The organism is uncultured Xanthomarina sp., from assembly GCF_963971605.1.
Taxonomy (GTDB): domain Bacteria; phylum Bacteroidota; class Bacteroidia; order Flavobacteriales; family Flavobacteriaceae; genus Xanthomarina; species Xanthomarina gelatinilytica.
On the sequence record NZ_CAXATZ010000045.1, the window covers coordinates 1 to 19,635 of the forward strand.

The 19,635-nt window shown below is 36.8% G+C and carries 15 protein-coding genes and 1 pseudogene; 3 read left to right on the plus strand and 13 right to left on the minus strand.

Annotated features, from left to right (window positions below):
• From AACY93_RS12395 to AACY93_RS12440, 10 genes and pseudogenes are all read right to left on the minus strand, one after another.
• A pseudogene (locus AACY93_RS12395) lies at positions 1-201 on the minus strand (tRNA epoxyqueuosine(34) reductase QueG); the annotation flags it as partial.
• A gap of 37 nt (positions 202-238) precedes the next feature.
• Complete coding sequence (gene ruvB, locus AACY93_RS12400) at positions 239-1,261, minus strand: Holliday junction branch migration DNA helicase RuvB (protein WP_286854652.1); 1,023 nt, start codon at positions 1,259-1,261, stop codon at positions 239-241.
• A gap of 72 nt (positions 1,262-1,333) precedes the next feature.
• Positions 1,334-3,127 (minus strand): cbb3-type cytochrome c oxidase subunit I, encoded by a 1,794-nt coding sequence (locus AACY93_RS12405; protein ID WP_286854650.1) that lies wholly within the window; start codon positions 3,125-3,127, stop codon positions 1,334-1,336.
• 35 nt (positions 3,128-3,162) lie between these two features.
• Complete coding sequence (locus tag AACY93_RS12410; RefSeq protein WP_286854649.1) at positions 3,163-4,230, minus strand: cytochrome c oxidase subunit II; 1,068 nt, start codon at positions 4,228-4,230, stop codon at positions 3,163-3,165.
• A 26-nt stretch (positions 4,231-4,256) separates the two neighbouring features.
• Positions 4,257-5,636 (minus strand): quinol:cytochrome C oxidoreductase, encoded by a 1,380-nt coding sequence (locus AACY93_RS12415; RefSeq protein WP_286854648.1) that lies wholly within the window; start codon positions 5,634-5,636, stop codon positions 4,257-4,259.
• Positions 5,637-5,660: 24 nt separating this feature from the next.
• Positions 5,661-6,218, minus strand: a complete 558-nt coding sequence (locus AACY93_RS12420) for a cytochrome c (protein WP_286854647.1) — start codon at positions 6,216-6,218, stop codon at positions 5,661-5,663.
• Positions 6,219-6,227: 9 nt separating this feature from the next.
• Complete coding sequence (locus tag AACY93_RS12425) at positions 6,228-6,761, minus strand: DUF3341 domain-containing protein (RefSeq protein ID WP_286854646.1); 534 nt, start codon at positions 6,759-6,761, stop codon at positions 6,228-6,230.
• Between the two features lie 3 nt (positions 6,762-6,764).
• Complete coding sequence (gene nrfD / locus AACY93_RS12430; protein WP_286854645.1) at positions 6,765-8,222, minus strand: NrfD/PsrC family molybdoenzyme membrane anchor subunit; 1,458 nt, start codon at positions 8,220-8,222, stop codon at positions 6,765-6,767.
• Positions 8,223-8,257: 35 nt separating this feature from the next.
• A complete protein-coding gene (locus AACY93_RS12435) occupies positions 8,258-11,452 on the minus strand; it encodes a TAT-variant-translocated molybdopterin oxidoreductase (protein ID WP_286854644.1) in 3,195 nt (1,064 codons plus the stop codon).
• Between the two features lie 72 nt (positions 11,453-11,524).
• A complete protein-coding gene (locus AACY93_RS12440) occupies positions 11,525-12,817 on the minus strand; it encodes a cytochrome c3 family protein (RefSeq protein ID WP_286854643.1) in 1,293 nt (430 codons plus the stop codon).
• Positions 12,818-13,030: 213 nt separating this feature from the next.
• On the opposite strand from AACY93_RS12440, the gene AACY93_RS12445 reads away from it, so the two are divergent.
• The gene (locus AACY93_RS12445; protein WP_040491325.1) at positions 13,031-13,429 is read left to right on the plus strand and encodes an SPOR domain-containing protein; all 399 of its coding nucleotides are present in this window, start codon (positions 13,031-13,033) and stop codon (positions 13,427-13,429) included.
• 60 nt (positions 13,430-13,489) lie between these two features.
• Positions 13,490-13,660 carry a hypothetical protein gene (locus AACY93_RS12450; protein WP_286854641.1) on the plus strand — a complete coding sequence of 57 codons (171 nt, stop codon included), beginning with the start codon at positions 13,490-13,492 and terminating at the stop codon, positions 13,658-13,660.
• Positions 13,661-13,731: 71 nt separating this feature from the next.
• Here AACY93_RS12450 and infB read toward each other — a convergent pair whose 3' ends face one another.
• From infB to rimP, 3 genes are read right to left on the minus strand one after another with little or no spacing between them, the layout of a single operon-like run.
• On the minus strand, positions 13,732-16,509 hold the full coding sequence (infB, locus tag AACY93_RS12455) for a translation initiation factor IF-2 (protein ID WP_286854640.1): 2,778 nt from the start codon (positions 16,507-16,509) through the stop codon (positions 13,732-13,734).
• 30 nt (positions 16,510-16,539) lie between these two features.
• The gene (gene nusA, locus AACY93_RS12460; RefSeq protein ID WP_007647769.1) at positions 16,540-17,772 is read right to left on the minus strand and encodes a transcription termination factor NusA; all 1,233 of its coding nucleotides are present in this window, start codon (positions 17,770-17,772) and stop codon (positions 16,540-16,542) included.
• Between the two features lie 12 nt (positions 17,773-17,784).
• Positions 17,785-18,246, minus strand: coding sequence for a ribosome assembly cofactor RimP (rimP, locus tag AACY93_RS12465; RefSeq protein WP_286854639.1), 462 nt, complete (start codon positions 18,244-18,246; stop codon positions 17,785-17,787).
• A 160-nt stretch (positions 18,247-18,406) separates the two neighbouring features.
• Between rimP and AACY93_RS12470 the strand changes: the two genes are divergently transcribed.
• Complete coding sequence (locus AACY93_RS12470; protein WP_007647765.1) at positions 18,407-19,231, plus strand: universal stress protein; 825 nt, start codon at positions 18,407-18,409, stop codon at positions 19,229-19,231.
• Positions 19,232-19,635: the final 404 nt, after the last annotated feature.

Genomic DNA, 19,635 nt, shown 5'->3' on the forward strand with positions numbered 1-19,635 from the left:
AACCAGCAAGGTTGGATCTAAGCGTTTATCAAAATGGTTTTCCATATAATGCATCTGACCATGCATCTGTTTATTGAGCCAGTTTTCCAGTCGTGGTGCTTCTTCTTCCAAAAACTGGGCTTTACTAACACCACATGACAAAAAACCGAGGCGTTTGGCTTCGGTTTTTATAAAATCTGTATGTTGTTGCTTTAAATTCATTTTATAGATGAGCCAATTTGCTAGAATAAGATGTTAATTAAAACAATCCTCCTTGAGTAGGCCCTTTAATCCTTCCTAAGTGTTTATAAGCCAGCTCAGTAACTTCGCGACCTCTTGGGGTTCGCATGATGAATCCTTGTTGAATTAGAAAAGGTTCGTAAACTTCCTCTATGGTTTCTGCACTTTCGCTTACTGCTGTTGCTAAAGTTGTGATGCCTACTGGGCCACCTTTGAATTTATCGATTATGGTAGTTAAAATTTTATTGTCCATCTCGTCCAATCCATGAGCATCTACATGAAGTGCCTCTAAAGCAAACTTGGCAATTTTTATATCGATACTTCCATTGCCTTTAATTTGGGCAAAATCGCGCACACGACGTAATAGAGCATTGGCTATTCTTGGTGTGCCACGACTTCTACCTGCAATTTCAACGGCAGCTTCCATAGAGATGGGAACCTGTAAAATATCTGCACTACGTTGCACGATGGTTGTAAGTAATTCGGTATTATAATACTGTAACCTGCTTTGGATACCAAAACGTGCGCGCATTGGAGCCGTAAGCAATCCTGAACGTGTGGTAGCGCCAACCAAAGTAAATGGATTGAGATTAATTTGAACCGTTCTTGCATTAGGTCCAGATTCTATCATGATGTCTATTTTATAATCCTCCATGGCAGAATATAAATACTCTTCCACAATTGGGCTTAATCTATGGATTTCATCAATAAACAATACATCCCTTTCCTCTAAATTGGTAAGCAATCCAGCTAAATCGCCTGGTTTATCCAAAACGGGGCCAGAAGTTACTTTAATTCCAACACTTAACTCACTAGCCAAAATGTGAGCTAAAGTGGTTTTCCCTAATCCTGGAGGTCCGTGAAACAAGGTGTGATCCAAAGCCTCATCCCGTAAATTAGCTGCTTGAACAAAAATTTGAAGATTTTCCAATACTTGATCCTGACCTGTAAAATCATTGAATGACAGAGGTCTCAATTTTTTTTCCACATCCAGTTCTTCTGGTGTAAAACTATGTCCTGTTGGATCTAGGTTTTCATTCATATACCACAAATATAAACAAAAAGCCTTTCTAAAATTGAAAGGCTCCTATTGTATTATATAAAGACTAATTATTTAGTGTTGAAGTTCCTCTTCACCTTCTTTTAAAGGAATATTTTGAGGCACAAAATCAACATCATGACCTGGTTTGCTATAATCGTAAGCCCAACGGTATACATGAGGAATCTCTCCTGGCCAGTTTCCATGAATGTGTTTAACTGGTGCAGTCCACTCTAAGGTAGTAGATCTCCATGGGTTTTGAGGGGCTTTCTTTCCAAAGAAGATACTTACAAAGAAATTGTAAAGGAATACCAATTGGAAAGCACCACCAATGATGGCAAATACGGTAATTACCACATTAACATTTGCTAAATCATCAAACAATGGGAACGCTGAATTTGTGTAATATCTTCTTGGTAAGCCTGCCATTCCAATAAAATGCATTGGGAAGAATACACCATAAGCACAAATAGCTGTTACCCAAAAGTGAATATATCCTAGGTTTTTGTTCATCATTCTACCAAACATTCTTGGGTACCAATGATAAACACCTGCGAACATTCCGTAAAGAGCTGAGATACCCATTACCAAATGGAAGTGAGCAATTACAAAGTAGGTATCGTGAACGTTAATATCCAAAGCAGAATCACCCAAAATAATACCTGTTAAACCTCCGGTAATAAATGTAGAAACAAAACCAATGGAGAATAACATGGCTGTATTCATTTGTAAGTTACCTTTCCAGATGGTTGTGATCCAGTTAAAAGCTTTTACAGCTGAAGGAATGGCAATCAATAATGTTGTGAAAGTAAATACAGACCCTAAAAACGGATTCATTCCTGAGATAAACATATGGTGACCCCAAACTATGGTTGATAGAAATGCGATAGCTAAAATAGAAGCAATCATGGCACGATACCCAAAAATAGGTTTACGTGAATTTGATGCCATAATTTCTGAAACCATACCCATGGCAGGTAAGATAACTATATACACCTCTGGATGTCCTAAGAACCAGAATAAATGTTCAAATAAAACAGGGGATCCACCTTGATAATGCAAAACTTCACCTTGAATAAAAATATCCGATAAGAAGAAAGAGGTTCCAAAGCTTCTATCCATAATCAACAATAAAGCTGCTGACAATAATACTGGGAAAGACACCACACCAATGATAGCAGTTACAAAAAATGCCCAAATGGTAAGTGGAAGTCTTGTCATGGACATTCCTTTAGTTCTTAAGTTTATAACTGTTACAATATAATTCAATGAGCCTAATAGTGAAGACGCAATAAAGATAGCCATAGACACCAACCACAAGGTCATACCCATTCCGGAACCACCTTGAGCCATAGGTAATGCCGATAGTGGCGGATAGATTGTCCAACCTGCAGCAGCTGGTCCTGCTTCAACAAACAGAGAGATAATCATGATAACACTGGATAAGAAAAACAACCAATATGAAATCATGTTCAGGAATCCTGAAGCCATATCCCTAGCTCCAATTTGCAACGGAATCAATAGGTTACTAAAGGTACCACTTAATCCAGCAGTTAACACAAAGAAAACCATGATGGTTCCGTGAATGGTTACCAATGCCAAATAAATATCTGCATCCATAACCCCTCCTGGAGCCCATTTTCCTAATAAAGCCTCAAACAATATATTTGGTTCTTCTGGCCATGCAATTTGCATACGAAACATGATGGACATTAAAACACCTATAACACCCATAATAGTACCTGTAATAAGGTATTGTTTAGATATCATTTTATGATCCTGACTAAATATGTATTTAGTCACGAATGTTTCTTTATGATGATGCCCGTGATCGTCTTCGTGTGCGTGAGTATCTGCGTGTGTTGACATAATCTATTATATACTTTTTAAAACCGTTTCTTAATTTACTTAATTAAAGAATCTTTAAATTCTTTTTGTTCTTTTATCCAAGCGTCGTACTCTTCTTGAGTTTCAACAATGATATTCATTTGCATGTTATAATGTGATTTTCCACATATTTTATTACATAACAATAAATAATCAAATTCATATGGATCTAGAGCTGGTTCACCTTTAGCCGCCAATTCCTTGCTTTTTTCAACCCTAATTCTGTTGATATTGGCAACCTTTTCCATGATCTCTGGTGTTTGCCTCATTTCTGCTGTGGTTACTGTAGGAGTAAATCCAAATTGGGTTACCATGCCAGGAACACAGTTCATTTGTGCTCTAAAGTGTGGCATATATGCAGAGTGTAATACGTCTTGAGAACGCATTTTAAACAAAACCGGTTTTCCTACTGGTAAATGCACTTCTGTTGTAATAATATCGTCTTGTGCATTTGGATCAGATTCATCCAATCCTAAAATGTTAGCATTGTCTAAATTAATTAATCTCACGTTCGCTTTTCCTAAGGTATTGTCGTTTCCACCATATCTGGCTTTCCAGCTAAATTGTTGGGCATAAAGTTCTATCACCAAAGGGTCGTCGTCCTCATTCACGTTCATTATGCTTGTCCAAGTAAACAATCCGTAAATAATCAATCCAGCTAGAACAATAACAGGAATAATGGTCCAGATAGCTTCCAAGGTGTTGTTATCTGCATAAAACAAAGCTTTTTTACCTTTTTCACCTCTATATTTGTAAGCAAAATAGTGTAATAGGAATTGGGTAACGGTCTGTACTATAAAAATAATGATCATTGAGATAATCATTAAATTATCTATTTGAGAACCGTGTTCTGATGCCGCATTTGACATTAAAGGCAAATCTCCCCATTTAACAAAACTAACAATGGTAATGATGTAAATGAAAGCTAAGAAAGCCAACATTAGGTATGCGTTTATTTTGTTATCGTTATCTGTTGCTATCTGGCTATTTGATACTCCTACTTGGGCCAAATCAAATATTTTAACCATTTGCCATATGGCAACAGCTACAAAAAGTACTATTATAATTGTTAAAAAAGCTGTCATTGTCTTTTCTCTTCTTTAATTAATTTTTAATAATGAAAATGTTCACTTTCCTTTAGGAACGGGTTTCTTTTTACTACTAATGGTGCTTTAGTTAAAGCAGTAAACACGATGAACAAGAACAGTCCTGCAAATAACATTACTGAACTTATTTCTGGAATACCAAAGCTCCATCTATCTCCAACCGTAGCAGGCATAATCATAACATAAACATCAATATAATGTCCAATTAATATGATAATTCCAGCCATTACAACAAACCAAGGGATACGTTTGTAATCGCTATTCATCAATACTAAGAATGGGAATACGAAGTTTAATACCAACATACCAAAGAACAGTCCATTATAATCTTCTATACGAGTAATGAAATAAGTGACTTCTTCTGGAATATTTGCATACCAAATCAACATGAATTGAGAGAACCATAAATAAGCCCAAAAAATGCTAAATCCGAACATGAATTTTGCCAGGTCATGAATATGACTATCGTTAACAATTTCCAAATGACCTCTTGATTTTAGATATAGGGATATAAATGCAATTACAGTGATACCACTTACTGCCATTCCAGCAAACACATACCAACCAAATAAGGTACTAAACCAGTGTGGATCCACACTCATGATCCAATCCCACGACATAATAGATTCTGTGTAAATAAAGAACACCAAAAAGGCTGCAGAAATACGGAAAGCTTTCTTAAAGTTACTATTGTCTGTTGCTGTATCGTTAGCAATACTAAATTTACGCGAAAAATGTCTGTACAAACTCCAACCTGCAATAAATATTAATCCTCTAACGGCAAACCATCCCAAACTTAACCAACCAGATTTTCCTTGCAACAGTTTATCATGAGCTACCACGTCAGGGTCCATCCATATAAAAATATTGTAATGCCCTATGGTTCCAGAAGCAACGGCAATGGCCAAAACAATAAGACCTCCAGGTAAAACATAAGCTGTAATACCTTCCATAACCCTAAATAGTACTGGAGACCAACCTGCTTGAGATGCATACTGGATGGCATAAAATGCCAAAACTCCAAGAGCAATCATAAAGAAGAAAAAGGCAGCTACATACAAGGCAGACCAAGGTCTGTTTGCGATTTGGTGTTGCACATGTTCAACGTGTTTGGCATGATCGTCTACATGATGTTCTACATCTGCAGTAGCATCGTGCGCATTAGCTTGGTGACTATTATCTGAATGATCCGAATCATCGGCTACCACATGAGCTTCAGTTGCCACAGCATGACCTCCACCATGATGAGCTGTTTCTTCTGCAAGCATGGTTTCAACTTCTTCAAAAGATTTATGAGATGTCATAAAACCATATCCTACACCCAATAGTCCTAAAATTATTAAGGCTATAGAAAATGTCTTTAATTTATTTGAGATTGTGTACATATCTATATTTAATCTTTATCTTTCTTACTTTTCTAAATTAGCTTTTAAATCCAATACGTATGCTACTACTTGCCAACGCTCTTCTTCATTTAGCTGGTTTGCATAAGAACCCATGGTGTTTTTACCATAGTAAATGGTATGGTAAATACTACCTTCTGTGATGGCTCTACCTATATCGTCATATCTTGGAATCCCTAGTATTTTTTCTCTTTTAACCAAGTTTCCTTGACCATCACCTTTAGTTCCGTGACAAATGGCACAATAAATATCGTATAACACCTTTGCTTCAATCAGGTCTACTTGGGTTGAATCCAAAGGACTTTTCAAGTTTGCTTTCGCCAACATAAAGTCTTCTATGGTATTTTTGTAATCAAAAGGTGTATGACCTCTAGGTACGGTTCCTTCAACAGGTAATTGTGCTTCAACACCAGTTCTAAAAGCTTGGGATTCTGAATATGTTTCATATCCTACAGGCTCATACATATTTGGCATAAACTGGTAGTTAGGTCTTGACTTGTTTTGGCAAGACACAAACGATGCGAATATTATTGCTATAACCGTTATTTTTACTAAGCTCTTCATATTATAATATTAATGTGCTTCTTTTTCTATTAATTTAATTTCAACTGCACCTGTTTCCCTAAGCAAGCTTTCCAACTCAGTTTTATTGCCATGAACAGCAATTTCCATTAAAAAATGGTCGTCTGTGGTTCTTGGATCTGGATTTTCAGCTTCTTTAAATGGCCACATTCTACTTCTTAGATAGAAGGTAATTACCATTAAGTGGGCTGCAAAAAACACGGTAAGCTCAAACATAATTGGCACAAAAGCTGGCATATTTTCCATATAGCTAAAACTTGGTTTTCCACCTATGTTTTGAGGCCAATCTTCAATCATGATATAGTTCATCATTACAATGGCCACGATTAATCCAACACAACCATACAAAAATGAAGTGATTGCAATTCTTGTTGGTGCCAATCCCATAGCTTTATCTAGTCCGTGAACTGGAAAAGGTGTATATATTTCTTCTATGTGATGTCTCTCTGCCTTTACTTTTTTTACGGCAGACATTAATACATCATCATCTGTATAAATAGCGTGAATTACTTTTGAAGTTTCCATATGCTACTCGTCGTTTTTTGTTTTTTTAACTTGACTTCCAGAAGTTCTTACGTCTGCTCCTGTACCTACTAAACTGTCTCCTCTTTCTCTAATGTTTTTATAGCTTTCGCCAGAAGATTTTAAAATGGTTTTTACCTCTGCTTGGGCGATTACAGGGAATGTTCTTGAGTATAATAAGAATAGCACAAAGAAGAATCCAATAGTTCCTATAAAAATACCTATATCTACAAATGTTGGAGAGAACATGGTCCATGAAGATGGTAAGTAATCTCTATGTAAAGAGGTAACAATAATAACAAATCGTTCAAACCACATTCCAATATTTACAACAATAGAAATAAAGAATGAGAACATGATGCTAGTTCTAAGTTTCTTAAACCACATGAACTGTGGTGAGAACACGTTACAGGTCATCATGGCCCAATATGCCCACCAGTAAGGTCCAGTGGCTCTGTTTAAAAAGGCATATTGTTCGTATTCAACACCTGAATACCATGCAATAAACAACTCTGTAATATAAGCCACACCAACTATAGAACCGGTAATCATGATTACTATGTTCATTAATTCGATGTGCTGCACTGTAATATAATCTTCAAGGTTACAAACTTTTCTCATAATAATAAGAAGTGTGTTTACCATAGCAAATCCTGAGAATACGGCTCCAGCAACAAAGTAAGGAGGGAAAATGGTGGTATGCCATCCTGGAATAACCGAAGTTGCGAAGTCAAAAGATACAATGGTATGCACTGAAAGTACCAATGGAGTTGCCAAACCAGCAAGTACCAAAGATACTTCTTCAAAACGTTGCCAATCTTTAGCTCTTCCAGACCAACCAAAGCTCAATAAGGAATAGATTTTCTTTTGGAAAGGTTTAATTGCTCTATCTCTTAACATGGCAAAATCAGGTAGTAAACCAGTCCACCAGAATACTAAAGACACTGATAAATACGTTGAGATAGCAAATACGTCCCAAAGTAATGGAGAGTTAAAGTTTACCCATAGAGATCCAAATTGGTTTGGGATAGGTAATACCCAGTAACCCAACCATGGACGACCCATGTGAATGATTGGGAACAAACCTGCTTGTACCACTGAGAAAATTGTCATTGCTTCGGCAGAACGGTTAATTGCCATTCTCCATTTTTGACGGAAAAGTAATAGTACTGCAGAAATTAATGTTCCTGCGTGACCAATACCAACCCACCAAACGAAATTGGTAATATCCCAAGCCCAACCTACGGTTTTATTTAAACCCCAAGTTCCGATACCTGTTGATATTGTGTAAATGATACATCCTATTCCCCAGAGAAAAGCTACTAGTGCTATAGAAAAAACTATCCACCAAGATTTGTTTGCTTTACCTTCAACAGGTCTTGCTACATCCACAGATACATCGTGGTATGATTTTTCGCCTGTAACTAAAGGTCTTCTAATAGGTGCTTCGTAATGAGACGCCATAATCCTTTTATAATTATTTTCTTAATTCGTTTTTATTATGCTTCGGTTGTATTTCTCACTTTAGTATGATACTGCACATTTGGTTTTGTGCCTACATGTTCCAATAAGTGATACATACGTTTATCTTCTAAAAGTTTTGCAACTTTACTTTCTTTATCATTGATGTCGCCAAACACCATAGCTCCATTGTTACAAGCTGCAGAACAAGCCGTTTGGAATTCGCCATCTTTAATTTCACGTCCATCACGCTTCGCATCTAGAATGGTTTTTTGTGTTTTTTGAATACACATAGAACATTTTTCCATAACACCACGAGAACGTACTACAACGTCTGGATTTAATACCATACGTCCTAAATCGTCATTCATATGATAATCGAACTCATCGTTTTGAGAGTATAAGAACCAGTTAAAACGACGTACTTTATACGGACAGTTGTTTGCACAGTATCTTGTACCAACACAACGGTTGTATGCCATATGGTTTTGACCTTGACGACCATGGGATGTTGCTGCAACAGGGCAAACTGTTTCACATGGTGCATGGTTACAGTGCTGGCACATAACTGGTTGGAAAGCAACTTGTGGGTTTTCTGAAGCATGCTCCATTTCACCAAATTCACTTAATGAACTTCCCAATCCTGAAATATTTTCTTTCTTTTCGTTATCGCCTTCAAAAGATTCTTCTGAAGAATAATATCTATCAATACGCAACCAGTGCATATCTCTACTTTTACGTACTTCTTCTTTACCTACAACCGGAACGTTGTTTTCAGCATGACATGCAATCACACAAGCACCACATCCTGTACAGGCATTTAAGTCTATAGATAAGTTAAAGTGATGTCCTATAGAACGATCAAATTCATCCCACAGGTCAACTTCTGGTGAAGATACTGGAGTTTCAACGTGATTCAATGAAACTACAGGAACTGCATTCCAAACAGATTTATCTTTAGTGTTGAATATCTCTAAAGTGGTTTCCTTAATAATATCTCCACGACCCATTAACGTATTGTGCAACTGTACAGAGGCAAACTCGTGCATTCCTGAAGCAGCTGTAACGCTTACATTTTGTACATTATTGAAATCTTGGTATAACACATAAGCATTAACACCTGTTTTCATTTCGCTTTTTAAACCAATTCTTCTACCATAACCAAAGGCTAGACCTACAGATCCTTTTGCTTGTCCTGGCTGAATCATCACTGGCACATTTTCCAAAGTGGTTCCATTTACAGTTACATTAGCATAACTACCGTTTAAAGCACCATCTGCCACATGCTCATTCTTTAAGCCTAAGGCTTCTGCATCAGCTCTGGAAATTGTTAAATAGTTATCCCAAGATGTTCTTGTAATTGGATCTGGAAACTCCTGTAACCATGGGTTATTGGCTTGTTGGCCATCTCCCATTCCTACTTTTGGGTACAATGTTAACTCGAAACCTTCAGAAGACACAGAAGAAGCTAAAGCTCTTGCTGCTTGGCCTCCAGAAACAGCTGGAGCACTAATTGTTTGTTCGGTTTGTGCATCATCGTCATTCTTTAATCCCAAACCTTGAGCCACATCTTCTATAATACCTCCTACAAAAGTCTTGTCGTCATTGGAAGCTGCACTTGTTACACTTGAGGTTGTAACGTTTCCGTTGGAAACAAAAATACCATCGTGTAAGGCTTGACTAAATGATGAGCCACCTAAAATGTTTTCGTTCCAAGTTTGCTTGATATAATCGTGATAGGACATGGTATTTCCAGTCCAGTTTAATAAAGCATCTTGAAATTGTTTTGTATCGAATAAAGGACGTATGGTTGGTTGTATTAAAGCAAAATGTCCTTTTTTCAACTCTACGTCTCCCCAAGACTCCAGGTAATGTGGAGCTGCAGCAATGTATTGTGTTTGTGTTGAGGTTTCATCAGCTTTCATTGAGAAAGTAACTGAAAGCTCTGTTTGTGCCAAACCTTCAGCAAAATCTGCTGCATTTGGCAATGTATATAATGGATTTACTCCACTCATAATGATAGCGCCTACTTTACCTGCTTTCATATCAGCAATTAAGGTATTTACGGCTTTATCATTTCCTTGCCTTGTTTTAATAGGGGTAGCAGGATCAAAAGCTTTAGAATTTAAGTATTCATTAATTTCTAAAACTACTGTTTGTGCATTCACGTCTTGAATTCCTGTAACAACAACAGCATTACTTCCAGCTTTTTTAATCTGTGAAGCTGCATTGCTTATTGCGGTTGAGATATGTTCAGGTAAATCTACAGAGACAGATCCACCAACAACCTCACTATATAATTTGGCCAAAGCCAATTTTTGTTGGCTTGGCGTTAAAGGTACACGCTTGTCTGCATTGGCTCCAGTTAAAGACATGTTAGACTCAAACTGAATGTGACGAGACATTTTCCCGTTGGTTGGCACACGTCCAGCAGCATAACCGGAGTCGAAACCTCCTCCTTGCCAATCGCTAAGAAAATCTGCACCAATGGATACTATGGTGTCAGCTTTGGAGAAATCGTAATTTGCCAATCCTCTTTCATTATATTTAGCTTGATATGCATCTAGAGCAGCAGATTCTGATATAGCGTCATAAACTACGTGGTTTACGTTTCCGTATTTTTGTTTGAACTCAGCAATCAATTTTGTGGTTGATGGACTTGCAAAAGTTTGAGTTAACAAAACAATTTGTTTACCAGAACCACTTAAAGCTGTTAACTTGTTGGTAACTTCAGCATTTAAATCTTCCCAAGAAACATAAGTATCTCCTTTTACAGGACCTTGCATCCTCATACTGTCGTATAAATCCAAAACCGATGCATTTACCCTGGCATTTGCTCCACCATTGGTAGTTGCCATAGTATTGTTTTCGATTTTAATAGGACGACCTTCACGGGTTTTCACTAATACGCTAGCAAAATCAAATCCATTTGCTATGGTTGTGGCATAATAATTAGCAACACCAGGAACAATTTCTTCCGGCTGCACCACATAAGGAATGGATTTAATAACTGGTCCTTCACAGGCTGCCAAAGATGCAGCAGCTGTACTAAAACCAACATATTTTAAGAAATCACGACGTGTTGTTTTAGAACTCTCCAAAGAATTTTTATCACCTAAAAACTCATCGGTAGGAATTTCTTTAACAAACTCGTTTTGTTGTAGCGTCTCAACAATAGAGCTATTCTCGTTTAGCTCTTCAACACTTTTCCAGTATTTCTTGTTTGATGACATATTATATAATTGAATTACTTCTTATTTAATTTATTGTTTTTTGACAATCTTTTCAGACCAATCAATATTTTCTTAGTAGTGACACTTACCACATTCCAGTCCACCCATTTGAGCAGCAGTAAGCTTTTCTACACCATACTTTTTCGATAATTCTTCATGAATTTTGGTGTAGTAAGCATTGTCTTCAACTTTTACATTGGTTGTTCTGTGACATTCAACACACCATCCCATGGTTAACGGAGAATATTGATACATGATTTCCATGGTTTCAACAGGACCATGACATGTTTGACACTCTAATCCAGCAACAGTAACGTGTTGTGAGTGGTTGAAATAGGCAAAGTCTGGCAAATTATGGATTCGTATCCATTTAACTGGTTGAGATTCGCCTGTATAGCTTTGGTCTTCATCACTCCATCCTACAGCATCATATAACTTTTTGATCTCTCCATCGTAAAATTCCTTGCTGTACTCTTCAGTTGCTGTAGATTCAGCTACTTCATAAATAGATTTATGACAGTTCATACAAACATTTAAAGATGGTATACCTGAAGTTTTACTAACTCTTGCAGAAGAGTGACAGAATTTACAATCGATTCCATTATCACCTGCGTGAATTTTGTGTGAGAAATGAATTGGTTGAACTGGTTGATATCCTTGGTCTACACCAATTTGCATCATGTAACCATATAAATAATAACCACTTGCCAACAAGAGGATAATAGCCGTAACCAATACCAAAAACTGATTTTGAACGAAGGCTTTCCAGATTGGTGTACGCTTGGTTTGTTCCAAATTCACCCCTTTGGCTTCAGCAAAACGATTTAAAGTACGTCTTACCAACACCAAAGCCATAGCCAATAAGGCAAACAATAGAGCCAAGGCTCCTAAAATTATTTTATTGGAAACTCCAGACCCTGAACCTGCTGCAGCACCTGTTGCTTCTGTTCCTGCCACTTGTGCAGGCACCTCTGGTTCTTGTGCTGTGTAAGCAAGAATGTGGCTAATATCTTCATCGGATAACTGAGGGAAAGCTGTCATGGCTGCGCCACCATACTCATCATAAATTTTGTTGGCATAGGTATCTCCTGCCTTGATAAGCGCTGAACTGTTACGAATCCAAGCTGCTAGCCATTCTCTATCCAATCCTTGCTCATCAGCCAACTTTTGCTCAATATTACGCAAAGCAGGACCTGTCATTTTTTTATCTAACTTATGACAAGCAGCACAATTGGAATTAAACAAAGACTTTCCTTTTTCCGGGTCGCCATCTTGAGCGAAAATTGAGGTTGAAAGTGTTAGAATAAAAATTAAACTTAGTGTAAGAATATTTCTGCCTAACTTACGGTTACTCACCTGTTTCATATTAATGGTTGAATTAACTTCTAAACTTTGGTATGATTTTTTCACATATGTGAAGAAAAAATACAATTATAAAATCACTCGCAAAAGTAATATTAAAAGTCGATTTTAGAAATGTTACAGAAGTGTTAATTGGTAATTTAGAGGAATTCTAAATAATAAATCCCTATAAAAATTAGTTTATAAGGCATACATTTGCATTAAATATTGTTGAAAATGAAAATATTGAACCCTAAAAACAGCCTTCTTGCCATAGTTTTTATGGCTAGTTTTACCAGTGAAAGTTTTGCCCAACAAGGCAATGTTATTATCAATCAAGATGAAGAAATAACCCAATTATTGAAGTTAAAAACTGAAATTAACACTTCGGAAAACACCTCGGATAGGTATCGTATCCAAATTTATTCCGGAAACAGGTCTGAGGCTGAAAAATCGCAAAGCACCTTTAAAAGCATGGATTTGGAAATGGCATCCAAATTGGTTTACGAAACACCAAACTACAAAATTTGGGTTGGAAACTTTAGAACCCGTTTGGAGGCAGACAGAGCTTTGGTTAAGGTGAAGTCCAAATTCCCAACTGCATTTATTTTTAAACCTAAAAAAGACAAAGAATAAAGGTTTTTATCTGAATAATTCCATAAATTTAGTAATAAGAATTAAAACAACTTGATTATCATGAAAACAAAAAAGCGAGCTTTCGATCTTATTTTTATTGGAATTTCCACTGCAATTATAATGATTTTATCTCATTACAATCTGTTAGAAAAATACATAGGATTTGTTTTGCTGCCCATTTTTATTGCATATCAACTTGGGCAATATTCTGAAAGAAAATTTAAACGTTAAAACAAATAAAATCTACATAAATCAAAAACAGCGACTCATTGGTCGCTGTTTTTTTTAATAAGATTTAGAAATTATTTCAATTTCTTTTTAACTTCCACTTCGTGATAGGCTTCTATAATATCACCTTCTTTAATATCGTTATAGTTTTTAATTTGCATTCCACAATCGTATCCTTTGGAAACTTCTTTAACATCGTCTTTAAAACGTTTTAATGAAGCCAACTCGCCAGTGTATACAACAACTCCATCGCGAATTAAACGCACTCCGGAGTTTCTGTATATTTTACCGGAAGTTACCATACATCCTGCAATGCTACCAATTTTAGAAACTTTAAAGATTTCCCTTATCTCGGCTGTTCCAGTGATCTCTTCTTTAAGTTCTGGAGACAACATACCTTCCATAGCATCTTTTAGGTCGTTGATGGCATCGTAAATAATCGAGTACATTCTGATATCGATTTCTTCCTTATCAGCTATCTGACGCGCATTACCCATTGGTCTTACGTTGAATCCAATAATGATGGCATCTGAAGCTGTAGCCAACAATACATCACTTTCTGTAATGGCACCTACACCTTTATGAATGATGTTCACCTGAATTTCTTCTGTAGATAATTTTTGGAACGAATCGGTTAAAGCTTCCACAGAACCATCCACATCTCCTTTTAAAATGATGTTTAGTTCCTGGAAGTCTCCAAGGGCAATACGCCTTCCTATTTCATCCAAAGTAATATGTCTTTGGGTTCTAACAGATTGCTCACGTTGTAATTGGGTACGTTTGGTTGCAATTTGTTTTGCTTCACGTTCGTCTTCAAAAACACTGAACTTATCTCCTGCTTGAGGTGCTCCATCCAATCCTAAGATCGATACTGGAGTTGAAGGACCAGCTTCTTTAACTTCGTTGCCACGCTCATCATGCATGGCTTTCACTTTTCCACTGTTTTTACCAGCTAATACATAGTCTCCAACCCTAAGGGTTCCTGCTTGCACCAAGATGGTAGACACATAGCCACGTCCTTTATCCAAGAAAGCTTCTACAACGGTTCCAACTGCAGGTTTGTTTGGATTTGCCTTCAGCTCCAATAATTCGGCTTCCAACAAGACTTTTTCCAACAATTCCTTGACACCTGTTCCCATTTTTGCAGAAATATCATGGGATTGAATTTTTCCTCCCCAATCTTCAACCAATAAATTCATACTGGCAAGGCCTTCTTTAATTTTATCTGGATTTGCCGTAGGTCTATCAATTTTATTAATGGCAAACACTATTGGAACTCCAGCAGCTTGCGCATGGGCAATGGCTTCTTTGGTTTGTGGCATGATATCATCGTCTGCAGCAACTACAATAATGGCAATATCTGTTACTTGGGCACCACGAGCACGCATGGCGGTAAAGGCTTCGTGACCAGGTGTATCCAAAAAGGCGATTTTTTGACCATTTTCCAATTGAACCCCATAGGCTCCAATATGTTGTGTAATACCACCAGATTCTCCAGCAATAACATTTTCTTTACGTATGTAGTCCAATAAAGATGTTTTACCATGATCTACGTGACCCATAACAGTTACAATAGGTGCACGTTCTATTAAATCTTCTGGTTTGTCTTCTACTTTTTCTAAAGACTCTTCAATATCTGCAGTAACAAATTCCACTTGGTAACCAAATTCATCAGCTACAATACTTAAGGTTTCTGCATCCAAACGCTGGTTCATAGTAACCATCATTCCTAAAGACATACAGGCAGAAATAATTTGTGTTACTGGTACATCCATCATGGTGGCAACTTCGCTGGCAGTAACAAATTCGGTTACTTTTAAAATTTTACTATCTGCTGCTTCAGCCTGTAATTCCTTGGCCGTTTGCTCCCTGTGTTGGTCTCTTTTGTCCCTACGGTATTTGGCTCCTTTTCCTTTGCTGGATTTTCCTTGAAGTTTCTCCAGGGTTTCGCGAACTTGTTTTTGTACTTCTTCTTCGCTAGGCTCCTCTTTTACAATATTTCTTCTACCTTTTCCAGAACCAGCTTTTCCTTTAAACCTATCGTTTCCAACTCTAGTTGAAGTGGTATTCCCGTTTCCTGAGCCTGGTGCTCCGGCTTTGCTTATTCTTCGACGTTTTTTCTTATTGGCAGTGGACTTATCGTCTTTTTTCTTATCGTCGGTTTTTTTCTTTGGCTTGTTAAATTGCGATAAATCTATTTTATCTCCAGCAATTTTTGGCCCTGAAAGTTTTTGGTACTGTGTTTTTAATTTTTCATCAGCAACAGGAGCTTCTTCTTTAGCCAACTCTTTTTTTGGAGCTTCTGCTACAGGTTTTTCAGCCGTTTTTTCAACAACCTTTTCCTGAGGTTTCTCTGCTACTTTTTCTTTTGGCTTATCCTCTGCTACTTTTTCTTCTTTTGGCTTTTCAACCTTTTCTTGAGGTTTTTCGGCTTTAACAGCTTCTTCCTCTTTTTTGGCAGGCGTTTCGGCAACTTTTTTATGAGGCTCCAAGTCTATTTTACCAACTTGTTTTGGACCAGACAACGTAGATTTAGCTTTAACAACTTCGGCTTCTTTAGCAGCAGCCTCTCTTTTTGCTCTAGCTTTTTCTTTTTCTTCAATCTCGCGTTCACGCTGTTCTTTCAGGGCTTCTTTTTCTTTCTGTTTTGCTTCGCTCACTTCTTGAGATGCCATTTTTTTATTGGCATCTGTTTGAAATTCGTCTGAAAGGACTTGGTAAACCTCGTCTGAAATTTTTGTAGTTGGACGTTTCTCTATTTCAATGCCTTTGGAGTCCAAATACTCCACAGCACGATCTAAAGATATGTTTAACTCGCGTAATACTTTATTTAATCTAATTGTTTCAGCCATAAATTGCCTTTAATATAACCTAAAAATATGTTATTCTTCAAATTCTTCCCTAAGAATTCTAATAACGTCAATAATTGTTTCTTCTTCTAAATCTGTTCTTTTCACTAAATCTGCAACTTCTTGCTCCAAGACACTTTTTGCTGTGTCCAGACCAGCTTTGCTAAATTCAGCAATGATCCAGCTTTCTATTTCATCTGAGAACTCAGATAATTCCACATCTTCTTCTGCACCTTCTCTAAATACGTCTATTTCATAACCTGTAAGTTGGCCAGCCAAACGTATGTTGTGTCCACCACGACCAATGGCCTTGCTAACTTCTTCTGGTTTTAAAATAGCTTCTGCGCGCTTGTTTTCTTCATCAATTTTGATGGATGTTACGCGTGCAGGACTTAAAGCTCTTGTAATGTAAAGCTGTAAGTTGTTTGTATAGTTGATAACATCTATATTTTCGTTTCCTAATTCACGAACGATACCATGGATTCTAGACCCTTTCATTCCCACACAAGCTCCAACAGGGTCAATTCTATCATCATAAGAGTCTACTGCCACTTTGGCTTTTTCTCCTGGGATTCTCACCACATTTTTAATGGTAATTAACCCATCAAAAACCTCAGGGATTTCCTGTTCGAACAATTTCTCTAAAAATATTGGCGAGGTACGTGACATGATAATGGCTGGCTTATTCCCTTTAAGCTCTACACTTTCAATGATTCCACGAACGTTATCTCCTTTTCTAAAGAAATCTGAAGGGATTTGTTTTTCTTTTGGCAAAATAATCTCGTTTCCTTCATCATCCAATAAAATGACAGCTCTGTGACGAATATGATGCACTTCTGCCGTATAGATTTCACCTACTAAATCCTTGAATTGTTTGTAGATATTAGTGTTATCGTGTTCATGTATTTTAGAAATCAAGTTTTGTCTTAACGCTAAAATAGAACGACGTCCAAGGTCTATAAGCTTTACTTCTTCAGACACATCTTCCCCTACTTCAAAATCTGGTTCTATTTTACGAGCTTCAGTTAAAGATATTTCTTGATTTGGATCTACAACTTCTCCATCAGCAACAACTACTCTATTTCTCCAAATTTCCAAATCTCCCTTATCAGGGTTTATAATAATATCAAAATTATCGTCGTCTCCAAATTTCTTTTTTAAGGCATTTCTAAACACATCCTCAAGAATTGCCATTAACGTGACACGATCTATTAATTTGTCGTCTTTGAATTCTGAAAACGATTCAATTAACGCAAGATTTTCCATATCTCTTTTGAATTAAAATTTTATCATAACTTTTGCTTCTACTATATCTTTGTAGGCTATTTCTGCCTCATTTTGTACAGTCACTTTGCCTTTTCCAACAGGTTTAGGCTCTCTGGATTTCCACTGTACTTTAATGTTATTGTCTGTTGCTTCTATAAGATCCGCTTCTATAACTTTATCGTTTGTTTTAAGCTCTAAAGTCCGTCCAATGTTTTTCTTGTACTGTCTCACATTTACTAAAGGTGCCGTAGCACCAGCCGAAGCAACCTCTAAAGAAAAATCCTGTTCTTCCCTGTCCAGGTTATGTTCAATAGCACGACTTATAAACATGCAATCTTCCACAGTAACACCATGGTCTCCATCGATAACCACCTTAATGGAATTGTCTTCTGTAATGGTTAGGTCTATTAAAAACAAGTTTTGTTTTTGTTCCAGGCCTTCTTTCAGTAATTTTTCAACAGTTGTTCTAAACATTTTTTGGTATAAAAAGAGGGGACTTTCCGTCCCCTCATATCTCTTAATTCTTACAACGCTGCAAATATACAATATTTATATTGAAATACATAATGATTGAAATGTCAATTTTTATTCTTAATTTTAAAGACATCAATTTAACGACAATTAACTACCAACTATGAAAAAACTTCTTGTACCAACAGATTTTTCCGAAGAAGCCGAAAACGCCTTAAAAGTAGCTGCACAACTAGCAAAAAAATACGGAAGCGAAATATTCTTAACCCATTTATTGGAACTTCCATTAAGTCAAGTGGATGCACTTAGCCACCATAGCGAACTGCCGGAAGCTGTATTTTTCATGAAATTGGCTCACAAAAAATTTGAAGAAGTTTTGGCCAAGGACTACCTGGATGGCATTACAGTCCATGAAACGGTAGATTTTAACCAATCTTTTTCTGGAATTGCCGATACTGCCAAACAAAACCATGTGGATTTAATTGTTATGGGTTCCCATGGAGCTTCTGGGTTTAAGGAGATGTTTATTGGGTCCAATACCGAAAAAGTGGTTAGAACATCTGAAGTTCCTGTTTTGGTGATTAAAAACGAACATAAAAACTTTGACATAAACAATATTGTTTTTGCTTCCGATTTTAAAAACGACAACAAAGAAACCTATAGGCAAGCCTCTGAATTGGCCAAGGCTTTTAATGCAAAACTGCATTTATTAATGGTTAACACGGCCAGCAACTTTACAACAACCGCAAAGGCAAATGCCAGGATCTTGGATTTTATAAATGGTTACGATTTTAAAAATTACACCATTAACATTTATAATGATGAAAATGTTGAAAAAGGCATTTTAAACTTTTCCCACATTATCGATGCCGATTTAATTGGTATCAGCACGCATGGCAGACAAGGTATTGCTCATTTTTTAAATGGCAGTATAAGCGAAGATTTAGTAAATCATGCCAAAAGACCTGTAATAACCTTTAAAATATAAAGCTTTGGCAAAATAAAAAAAGCCTTTCTATAATATTGAAAGGCTTTTTTTATTGATAAATTGAGACTTGGCGCTACAGGGTTTGCCTTACATGTTAAGTGTAAAACTGTTTGCCGAAAGTTAGGTTTCTCGCCCAAGATACTTTCTTGCTTAAATTAAAAACCCCTACTAATTAAAGTAAGGGCTTCAAATTTATCGTTGGCCTACTAGGGCTCACTTCGACTGCGCTCAGCACAAACTTCTCGCCCAAGATACTTTCTTGCTTAAATCAAAAAACCCCTACTAATTAAAGTAAGGGCTTCAAATTTAACGTTGGCCTACTAGGGCTCACTTCGACTGCGCTCAGCATAAACTTCTCGCCCAAGATACTTTCTTGCTTAAATTAAAAAACCCCTACTAATTAA

Coding starts and splice junctions, on each gene's coding strand:
- nusA (WP_007647769.1), bottom strand. CDS start 17,772: ATGGAAAATCTTGCGTTAATTGAATCGTTTTCAGAATTCAAAGACGAC.
- nrfD (WP_286854645.1), bottom strand. CDS start 8,222: ATGGCGTCTCATTACGAAGCACCTATTAGAAGACCTTTAGTTACAGGC.
- AACY93_RS12470 (WP_007647765.1), top strand. CDS start 18,407: ATGAAAAAACTTCTTGTACCAACAGATTTTTCCGAAGAAGCCGAAAAC.
- AACY93_RS12440 (WP_286854643.1), bottom strand. CDS start 12,817: ATGAAACAGGTGAGTAACCGTAAGTTAGGCAGAAATATTCTTACACTA.
- AACY93_RS12435 (WP_286854644.1), bottom strand. CDS start 11,452: ATGTCATCAAACAAGAAATACTGGAAAAGTGTTGAAGAGCTAAACGAG.
- infB (WP_286854640.1), bottom strand. CDS start 16,509: ATGGCTGAAACAATTAGATTAAATAAAGTATTACGCGAGTTAAACATA.
- AACY93_RS12425 (WP_286854646.1), bottom strand. CDS start 6,761: ATGGAAACTTCAAAAGTAATTCACGCTATTTATACAGATGATGATGTA.
- ruvB (WP_286854652.1), bottom strand. CDS start 1,261: ATGAATGAAAACCTAGATCCAACAGGACATAGTTTTACACCAGAAGAA.
- AACY93_RS12445 (WP_040491325.1), top strand. CDS start 13,031: ATGAAAATATTGAACCCTAAAAACAGCCTTCTTGCCATAGTTTTTATG.
- rimP (WP_286854639.1), bottom strand. CDS start 18,246: ATGTTTAGAACAACTGTTGAAAAATTACTGAAAGAAGGCCTGGAACAA.
- AACY93_RS12450 (WP_286854641.1), top strand. CDS start 13,490: ATGAAAACAAAAAAGCGAGCTTTCGATCTTATTTTTATTGGAATTTCC.
- AACY93_RS12415 (WP_286854648.1), bottom strand. CDS start 5,636: ATGTACACAATCTCAAATAAATTAAAGACATTTTCTATAGCCTTAATA.
- AACY93_RS12410 (WP_286854649.1), bottom strand. CDS start 4,230: ATGACAGCTTTTTTAACAATTATAATAGTACTTTTTGTAGCTGTTGCC.
- AACY93_RS12405 (WP_286854650.1), bottom strand. CDS start 3,127: ATGTCAACACACGCAGATACTCACGCACACGAAGACGATCACGGGCAT.
- AACY93_RS12420 (WP_286854647.1), bottom strand. CDS start 6,218: ATGAAGAGCTTAGTAAAAATAACGGTTATAGCAATAATATTCGCATCG.